The sequence below is a fragment of the Candidatus Jordarchaeum sp. genome, assembly GCF_052745115.1.
The window spans coordinates 1-9,506 of the sequence record NZ_JBRAKS010000144.1; the positions used below are offsets into that span (position 1 = coordinate 1).

General features: G+C 40.1%; 9 protein-coding genes. 8 read left to right on the forward strand and 1 reads right to left on the reverse strand.

What is annotated here, in order from left to right; translation table 11 throughout:
- Positions 1 to 233: 233 nt before the first annotated feature.
- From hydA to ACUVXA_RS11285, 6 genes are all read left to right on the forward strand, one after another.
- On the forward strand, positions 234 to 1,634 hold the full coding sequence (hydA, locus tag ACUVXA_RS11260; RefSeq protein WP_445871368.1) for a dihydropyrimidinase: 1,401 nt from the start codon (positions 234 to 236) through the stop codon (positions 1,632 to 1,634).
- Positions 1,635 to 1,670: 36 nt separating this feature from the next.
- Positions 1,671 to 2,813, forward strand: coding sequence for a M20 family metallopeptidase (locus ACUVXA_RS11265; protein WP_445871360.1), 1,143 nt, complete (start codon positions 1,671 to 1,673; stop codon positions 2,811 to 2,813).
- A gap of 77 nt (positions 2,814 to 2,890) precedes the next feature.
- A complete protein-coding gene (locus ACUVXA_RS11270) occupies positions 2,891 to 3,598 on the forward strand; it encodes an aspartate/glutamate racemase family protein (protein WP_445871361.1) in 708 nt (235 codons plus the stop codon).
- A gap of 239 nt (positions 3,599 to 3,837) precedes the next feature.
- Positions 3,838 to 4,050 (forward strand): hypothetical protein, encoded by a 213-nt coding sequence (locus ACUVXA_RS11275; protein ID WP_445871362.1) that lies wholly within the window; start codon positions 3,838 to 3,840, stop codon positions 4,048 to 4,050.
- Between the two features lie 176 nt (positions 4,051 to 4,226).
- A complete protein-coding gene (locus ACUVXA_RS11280; RefSeq protein WP_445871363.1) occupies positions 4,227 to 4,979 on the forward strand; it encodes an SIR2 family NAD-dependent protein deacylase in 753 nt (250 codons plus the stop codon).
- Between the two features lie 141 nt (positions 4,980 to 5,120).
- A complete protein-coding gene (locus tag ACUVXA_RS11285) occupies positions 5,121 to 6,632 on the forward strand; it encodes an ArnT family glycosyltransferase (RefSeq protein ID WP_445871364.1) in 1,512 nt (503 codons plus the stop codon).
- 31 nt (positions 6,633 to 6,663) lie between these two features.
- Here the strand turns inward: ACUVXA_RS11285 and ACUVXA_RS11290 are convergent, their stop codons facing one another.
- Positions 6,664 to 7,218, reverse strand: coding sequence for a hypothetical protein (locus ACUVXA_RS11290; protein WP_445871365.1), 555 nt, complete (start codon positions 7,216 to 7,218; stop codon positions 6,664 to 6,666).
- Positions 7,219 to 7,457: 239 nt separating this feature from the next.
- Between ACUVXA_RS11290 and ACUVXA_RS11295 the strand changes: the two genes are divergently transcribed.
- Together ACUVXA_RS11295 and ACUVXA_RS11300 are read left to right on the forward strand one after the other, a co-directional pair.
- The gene (locus ACUVXA_RS11295; RefSeq protein WP_445871366.1) at positions 7,458 to 8,492 is read left to right on the forward strand and encodes a GNAT family N-acetyltransferase; all 1,035 of its coding nucleotides are present in this window, start codon (positions 7,458 to 7,460) and stop codon (positions 8,490 to 8,492) included.
- Between the two features lie 31 nt (positions 8,493 to 8,523).
- Entirely contained in the window at positions 8,524 to 9,120 is a 597-nt protein-coding gene (locus tag ACUVXA_RS11300; protein WP_445871367.1) for a uracil-DNA glycosylase, read from the forward strand.
- Positions 9,121 to 9,506: the final 386 nt, after the last annotated feature.

A 9,506-nucleotide genomic window follows, 5' to 3' on the forward strand; every position in this document is an offset into this window, starting at 1 on the left:
CAATTATTCTTTTCGAACTATCCCAACAACCCACATACTTAAGGCGCCTTCTCCCAAATCCAAACCCTACTATGGGAGTTAGGCAGGACGTTTTCACATACCCAAAATCAAAAATACATATCTATTACTTTGTGCCTTCATTTTTTGAATTTTTTTAGTAGTAAGTTTTATAATACAGTTAAAATCTTAACTTTAACGTTTCTAAAATAAGCAGATAAGGAGGAATTTATTTGGTGGAGCTTGTTATTAAAAATGGAAAAATTGTGTTGCCTAGTGGTGTTTTTGAAGCCAATGTTGCGGTAGATAATGGAGAGATAGTTAGCTTGGGGAAGACAGAGCTGAAGGCGGATAAGGTCATTGATGCGAGTGGAAAATTGGTTCTACCTGGACTGATAGATAGCCACAGTCACATTGCACAACCCTTCCAGGGAGCTATTCCAAAAGAAACGTGGGAGACGGGATCCATATCAGCAGCCTTCGGTGGTATAACTACAGTGCTTGATTTTGTGGCTCAGCTCGACCCTATAACTTACGAGAAATTGGGCGTGATGGGTGATATTAAAAGAAAAGAAGAGACTGCGGGCAAGCAAGCGGTCATAGATTTCGCATTCCACGGAATCTTTGTTGATTTTTCCGATATGAACATTGTACTTAAAGAAATGGAAGAAGCGGTTAAGTATGGTTACCCCTCGTTCAAAGAGTTTATGACCTATCTACTGTTAGCGGTGAGCGATTGGAATCTGTATCGAATACTGAGTAAGGCAAAGGAGATAGGGGCAACAGTTGGGGTTCACGCGGAAAATTATCCATTGGAAGAAGGTATGGTTAAAAAATTTGTCGAGGAGGGAAAAAAGGAGCCAAAATATCACCCACTATCCAAACCAAACCTAGTAGAAGCAGAAGCAATACAAAGAGCAATACTCCTGGCAGAATGGGCTCAATCCAGAATATATATTGCACACATGTCCACAAAAGAAGGGGTGGAACTGGTAAAAAATGCGAGACTTAGAGGGTCAACCATTTACGCAGAAACATGCCCACAGTATCTAACACTAACCGATGACCTTTACGAACGTCCCGATGGTGCAAATTTCATAATAAGTCCCCCACTAAGAAAGAAGGAGGACAATGAGGCACTCTGGAAAGCGCTTGCAGAGGGCTATGTTGCACTTTATGGATCAGACCATGTTCCACTACCAAGCGAGGCGAAGATGGCTGCCAAATCCTTCAACGAAACCCCGAACGGCGCACCGGGCAATGAACTAATGCTGCCGATACTGTATTCTGAGGGAGTAAATAAGGGAAGAATTAGCCTACCCCGGTTAGTTGAAGTTTCCAGTCTAAACGCATCAAAACTCTTTGGTTTGTATCCTAAGAAGGGACTGGTAGCTCCGGGGTTTGACGCAGACATCGTAATTCTGGACCCAAAATTAAAGAAGACGGTGCGTCTAGAAGACCTTCATATGGACATTGACTACGTTAATTGGGAAGGATGGAAACTAACCGGCTGGCCAACAGTAGTTATATCTAGAGGTACACTTGTAATAGAGGACGGACAATTGGTAGGCAAACCTGGCCACGGAAAACCAGTGAAAGGAAAGATAGACGAAGAACTAATAAAAACAGTAAGGTGATCAACAATAGACTCTCTAATTAAAAGAATAGATTCAATGCACGATGAGATCATTGATTTTCTAGTCGAACTGGTAAAGATAAACACGGTTAACCCTCCCGGAGACACCACCAAAGCCTTCGCCTTGGTCGAAAAAAAGCTTAAAGAAGTAGGTATTAAATACAGCATAGAAAAGATACAGGATGACAAGCCGAACATAATTGCGAGGATTGGTGAGGGTAAGCCAGAATTATGTTTTAACAGCCATCTGGATGTTGTGCCTCCAGGGGCTCTAGAAAATTGGACACACGATCCTTTTGGTGCAGAGATAGCAGATGGGATTATTTATGGTAGAGGGTGCGCGGACGCCAAAGCCAACACTGCAGCAATGGTGATGGCAGCTAAAGCTATTGTGGAAGAGGGAATCAACCTAAAGGGAACAATGATTTTAAACCCGGTAAGCGACGAGGAATCCGGAGGATTAGCGGGTGTAAGAGTCTGTTTGGATAAGGGATTACGTCCAGACTACGTTGTTATAGGAGAACAGACGGACAATAGAATCGCAATTGCTGAAAAGGGTGGAGTCTGGTTTTGGGTTAAAACCAAGGGTAGAGCAGCACATGCCAGTATACCTTGGGAGGGAATCAGTGCCATAGACAAAATGAGGGTATTCTTAAATGAGGTCGATGAGAGGATTGCGAAAAAAATTGCAAAGCAGAGTCATCCGGCGACTGCTCCCCCATCTTTATGCATAGGAACCATAAGTGGCGGTGTAAGACTTAACGTGGTTCCGGATTCCTGCGAAATAACTATAGATAGAAGAATGATACCGGGACAGACTACAGAAGAAATAAAAAAGGAAGTCTTCGACATAATCGAAGATCTAAAAAGGAAGGACCCTGAATTTGAAGCGGATGTGGTGGTGCTGGCAGAGGCGCATCCGTTTGAAACATCGCCAGATGAGAAACTGGTGAAAGCGGCGCAAGAAGCTTGCAGAGAACTAAACCTTAATCCTAAACCTACAGGTTACGCCCAAACCAGTGACGGAAGATTTTTCGCTGAAATTGGTATTCCCACAATAATTATCGGACCAAGCGATCCAAAAGTTGGGCACCAGCCAGATGAACACTTTAAGGTAGAGGACGTGGTTGATACGACGAAAATCTACGCTTTGATCTCAACAAAAATGTTAAGCGAATAAACTTCCCCTTCTTCTTTTATTTAGGAACTTCTTAGTACTATAGATAATAAAGCAAGAATGAAATTAGGTGTTAGTATATGAGAATAAAGATTATTAACCCAAATACCACTCTGAGCATGACACAGGGGATCGAAAAAGCGGCTAAGGAATACGCTAGACCTGACACAGAGATAACAGTTGTTAGCCCCGAAGAGGGACCCGAAGCTATTGAGGGCCTTTACGACGAGGCCTTGGCAGTGCCAGGAGTTCTAAAAGAGATTAAGAAAGGTATAGACGACGGCTACGATGGATTCATAATAGCGTGCTTTCTGGATCCAGGTCTTTACGCCGCCCGGGAGATGACCGATAAACCGGTTGTGGGCATCGGTGAGGCTGCTATGCACATGGCCTGTATGCTGGGACGCAAATTCTCCATGCTCCTACCTGCACCACGATTTAACCTAACTCATGTTTTAGTGGAGTTTGTCAGTAGGTACGGATTGGTCGATAAGTTTGCATCAGCTAGGGGCATTGGGCTGGGAGTATTAGAACTCGAAAAGGATATGGAGAAAACCAAACAGGTCCTCGTAGAGGAGGGAACGAAGGCGGTTCTGGAGGACGGAGGAGAGGTTCTTCTACTAGGCTGCGCCGGAATGGTGGGGCTGGACAAGAAGATTGAGAAAACGTTAAACGTTCCCGTGATAGATGGCGTTGTCGCCGCGGTGAAGTTTTTAGAAGCAATACTTGAATACGGCGTGAAGACCAGTAAAATCTCATTTAGGCTACCTGCAAGAATGAAAATTTGAAAAAAGACGTAGAGGTTATCAAAAAACATCAAAAAACAGCTAAGGGGCGCAAAATCTCTTTCTTTCATTTTTTTATCTTTATTGATAAATTAATTGTGCATTAAGAGCAGTAAATCATTTTTCTCAAAGAAAAGATTAGAATTACACCTGTTACTAATCAAATTTTCAAGTAATGAAATAAAATTTATAAAAATTCAGTTGTGTTATTGTATAATATAAAAACTAATGGAAATTATTTTTTGAGAACATCTGAAATTATAGAAATTAATTCACTCGGCTACGTTGAAAAATACTCTAATACTTTGACACTCCCCTCGACTAAAGTCGGCGGATTCTTGCTTCTGGCTCAACGCCTTCGAAGCAACGGGTGTGCCACCACCCGGTTAACACGCCCTTCCCTCAAGGGAACGGCGTCTATGTTGGCACCCTCATGGGGGCTGCGTCTTGTTTAGCCCCTTAAGCCCAAGCCAAACCCTTCAGCTACCAACAACTATTAATATACCCTACTTTCAGATAAGCTTTTTGTCGATTCATCCCCACGACTGAAGTCGGGGGCTTTCTCGCCAAGGTTATGTAAATTAATTTTAAAAGATAAATTTTATAATAGATACTTTAAGGAGGAATATTTTTGTCTTTCTCCACAGAAGATATAGAAAAGGTTGCTGAACTTATTAGTAATTCTTCCTATCTTGTAGCTTTCACTGGTGCTGGTATTTCGACCGAGTCCGGACTTCCGGACTATAGAGGTCCTGAAGGAGTTTGGACCCTTAGAGACAAGGGTTTGAAACCCAAGCCACCAACGAAGCCTTGGAATCAAATTGAACCAAACCCAGGTCACTACGCTCTAATTGAGCTTTACAATATGGGAAAATTGAAATATCTCATATCACAAAACGTTGATAATCTCCACATTAAATCGGGCATTCCTCGAGAAATTCTCGCGGAGCTTCACGGTAACTATACAGTTATGAAATGTCTGACTTGTGATGCCCGTTTCACAAAAGAGGAAATTGGATGGGATGATCAACTGCATGGTAAGGGCTACAGAACCCACAATCCACTTCCTAACCAGCCACTGTGTACCAATTGTGGTGGTAGGATTATCTCATCGGTAGTAAATTTTGGTGACCCGATGCCGGAACGTGAAATGGCGGAGTCGTTAAAACAGGCAGAAAGGTGCGACCTAATGTTGGTTATAGGCTCCTCTCTGAGTGTGTCTCCCGCTAATCAATTCCCAATCATTGCAAAGAGGCGCGGGGCAAAAATAGTAATTATCAATATGGGTGAGACTCAACTAGAAGAGATCGCAGATGTGAGAATTTTTGCTAAGTCAGGCGAGTTTCTTTCTAAGGTGGTAGATAAAATAAAAAGTAACAAATGATTTTTTGTAAAAGGTTTACACGGTCGAGTGTAGGGGTTACGATACAGTCTATTTTAGTGTCTAGTATTCTTTATTACGAAAAAATATAATAGTGAGTTTAACTCTACTTTTCGGAACCAGAAAATTAGGTTGACTGAGGAAATGCGCAGAATAAAATTCGAACTTGAAATGCCTACCGAGTTGCCCAGTTCTCTGGATGGTTTGTTTCTGGGTCCTCTACATTTATTTGACTACTTGGTTATAGGTTGTATAATTTTTTTTATGGTGGGATTATGGATTGTTGTTCCACCTATAAGCTACGATGATTTTTATCACATGGCCGTAGCTCAACAAATATACCGCTTAGGTTTTATTCCCACTTGGGATTTTTGGGAGTTTGCCCCCATTGGGCGTCCTCATCTTTATCCGCCGCTGCTGCATATGATTATGGCGTTGTTAATGAAGGCTAATGGGGGAGACATCCTATTTGCCGCGAAAATGATTAAGGTTGTAACTTATCCTCTTCTAGTTTTTTGTTTATGGTGGTCAAGTAGAAAGTTTGCCGGCTATAAATCTGCCTTCTATACCGTTTTAGTATACATTGGTGCAGTAACTACTTTAGCTGATTCTTACCAGATTATGCCAGCAACCCTTGTGCTTCTTATTTCCTTTATTTTGTTTTGGACATTTACTCAGAAAAAATTGGTACCCTCGATTATTCTTATGTCACTTGCACTTTGGACACACATATCCTTACCCTTACTGACATTAGTTACATTGGGAGTTTTTTCAATAATTCGAAAAAACGAAGGTTATCTAAAATTTTTTGCAAAGGTCTCAGCCGTATCTCTCTTAGTATATTCTCCTTGGCTAATCCACATATTGGCTAATTTTGACTGGCTATCCACTGTTCCAACACCCCTCGAATTCTATATTCCGCTTTTAGCATGGATTATTGGATTAGCTGGTGCAGCCTATTCAATAAAATATCTATATTACGATGGCCAAATTTTTGGCATATATGCCCTAATTTTAAGCATTATGTTTTTTTCATATGGACACCGCTTCTGGATATACATAATGATTCCTCTTTCCTTCTACACCGGGCTCACCATAGCAAAATTTATTGGCTCCCGACTAGGTAAATGGAGAAAAGTCCACGCACTTCTCATAGTGACATTGGCCTTCACAGCCATAACTTTCTCACCTACAGTTGGACGTAGCCAAGGCGTCCTTTTCTACTCCCTCTACACTCCCCCCTTATTGGGACCGTCGGCTTCCACTTATCTCATTTTAAGTCCCCCCACACACCGTGGTCTAATCCCCATAAGCTTTGACCCCACCGGAAACATTGACCCTATCGGAAACACTTTTTATTATTATCTGGCATCTATCTGGATACAGCTTCATACTCTACCATATCAGCCGATATGCGTGTTAGGCGGTAGAGCAGGGGTGGATTCAATCGCAATAACCGCCTTCTCCGGGAGACCCACCACTAACGGTATGTGGCTGGAGGTAATGCAACCATTTCTACAACCAATAGTTCAATACTACTTCTATAACAATGCTACAGTTTACATTATAGGTCCCCCCTTTACTTCGCCACCAGGATCGGTTCCCACCAACTTGGTAGCACAGTTTGGTCCAATAAAAATATTTGAGAGAATCTAAGTTCCAGAAAAAAAATAAAAATATTGTTTAATTATTGGACTTTTTCGACTTTGGATACCTTTTCTCCATTGATTCTACTAAATATTTGGTAAATGATAATCGAAGTGGCAAATGCTATCGCTAGTGTAAACATTATGATTATTAATATGTTTGAAATGAACATGTATAACCAATAGATGGCTCCAATCATTAAAAGATAATAGATAAAGTTTCCTGAACTTGCAGATAGATAGATTTTTTTCCAGTTTATGCCCATTAAAACCATAATGGGAACTGAGATGTATATCCAAACCGAGAAATTAAAAAGTATTAGACCTAAAAAGAGTCCAAATGATCCAATGTACTTTTCGAGTTCCTTAGCTTTTCTCTCCAAATATGTTGTAGCTCTGAAACTTAGTCTACTTACTAACCTTGTTGATAAGTATGAAATTGTGACCGCTGCAGTATGGGAGGCCAACCAAAGTAGTGTGATATGGTGGATGTTTAGCCCTTGGTTTATCATGTAAATGATAACTGGCAGAACTACTCCGGAGAACTGGGAAATCATAGAAATAAATGCGGCAATAATTAGTGCATTGTCAATCACAGGACCATACCCTTATTGATTGGTACTTTAATAGATAACTCAATTAACAGATAAATTTAACTGAGTGCACATTCTTAAAAATAGACATTTACCCAAACAGTTTCATCTGTTAAAATATTTTAAATTTTAAACTACCAATTTGCAGAGCAAATCATAAATGATAAAAGTATTATATTAAAAACTTATATAATTAATCATAACTATATTTGAAAAATTTATGTAATTGGAAGGTCAATGATTTGGCGTCAAATTTAACTTATAATTTAAGGAATTATCATCCCGGCGATGAGCACCAGATCGTCGACCTGTTTAACTCTGCGTTTGGAGCAAACGATGTATTCACTCCTAGGACGGTGGAGTTCTGGATTTGGCGTTACCTTAAGAAACCAGGATTCGATCCGAGAGGAGTTTTTCTCGCAGAGAAAGATGGCAGAATTATTTCCTCGGTTATAGAAACATTAAGAAAAGCGAAATTTGAAGATAAAATCCTCCATTTGGGTGCGATAGATGATGTAGCAACTCCACCCGAATTAAGGCGTAGAGGTTTAGCCAGTAAACTACTTGAGCAATCTATAAAATATGCGGAGCAAAAAAATCTTGATGGATTAACATTGTTCGCAGATCCGGAGGGACCGGGCTACAAAATATATCTAAGACATGGTTTTATAGACGCAAAGAGATTTCATATTTATATAAAAACCTTTAACCCAGAAAAAACTCAAAATCTTGAAACAGGAAGGAAAGACAATAAAGACGATAAACGTTTTGAAATATTGACATATAAAAATCTGAAGGATTTCGCTGAGGCCTTCAATAAAGCCTACTCGCATTTTGAAGGATTCCACTCCCTCAGTATTGAAGAAATGAAGTGGAGGCTATTAGAACCGGTAAATGTTTTTTTCACTCAAACTTGGATAGTAAAAAAAGAACAAGAAATAATGGGAGGTGGAACACTTCGTATACGAAAAATCATAGCTTGGGGTTCCGAATTGAATTCCGCTATAATAGAAAACGTGTTCACTTTGAAGAGAAGTGATGGAAACACAGCTAAAAATGTTTTGAGAAAAATATTGGAGGAAGCGAGAAAGTTAGAATGTTCCATGGCTCTGTGCATAATAAGTAGTGACTGCGATGCTAAAACTAAACCCCTTGAATCATTAGGCTTTTCAAAGATTGCCGAGGATTCACAAATGATTAAATGTTTCTCCCCATTCGACTTTTCAAAATCAGTTAAACGTTGCTGGTACGAGCCCTACGAACACATGATAGGATAATTCTTTAGAAGGATTAATTTGAGGAATTAAAATGAGTGAAGACTCTTTAAAGCAGCTCTCCCGAAAAACAACCTTAAAAGAAGTTTACGACATAGCTAAGAACTGTGTTCGCTGTCCCCTCTCTAAATCTAGGATCAACGTGGTGTTTGGTGAGGGCGATCCTCATGCTAAAATAATGTTTGTGGGAGAAGCCCCGGGGGAACAGGAAGACATTCAGGCGCGCCCCTTTGTTGGGAGGGCGGGAAAGTTTCTAGACCATTTGATAAAATTGGCTGGATTAGAGAGATCTAAGGTTTATATATCTAACGTTGTCAAGTGTCGACCACCAAATAATAGGAAACCCAGAAAAGATGAGATAGAGAAATGTAATCCCTACCTTCAAAAACAAATAGAGTTAATCAATCCCAAAGTAATCTGCATTCTAGGAAATGTTTCACTTACCTCCCTACTTGGAAAAACAGGTCCAATAGGAGAATTGAGGGGAAACCCCATTCAAAAAGAAGGAATAACTTATTTTCCCACCTTCCATCCTGCGGCAGTCCTCTACCGCCCAGCAGCAAAGGAGGAAATGGAAAAAGACATGCTAACCCTAAAAGGATACCTAGATGAATACAAAATTAATGTTTAGAAATTAAATGATTACCTAAATGTTTTGATTAATGTTCCCCTGTTATTATTTCTCATCTTTTGTATTAGATAATTTTTCTTAAATATAAAATGTTTTCTTTCTTACCAGAAAATATTTTACTAAAACAGAACCCTCTCTATCACCAAGGATTTAGCATTAGGCATGTGTATAGCTTTTTTGGTCGAGTAACGGATAATGGGGCTTCAAATTCTGAAAGAAGGTCTGTTTAACCTTTTTGGCGAAGGTTAACCGCCGGGGAAAAGAGCCAGAATTAACCCCTTTTTGGGAAAAGAGGGCTAATAATGCCAGATCAGCCTTCATGAGCTAAATATCCCATATATTCAGACGAAACTCCTATATGGGTATTTGTTGATATATAACTTATG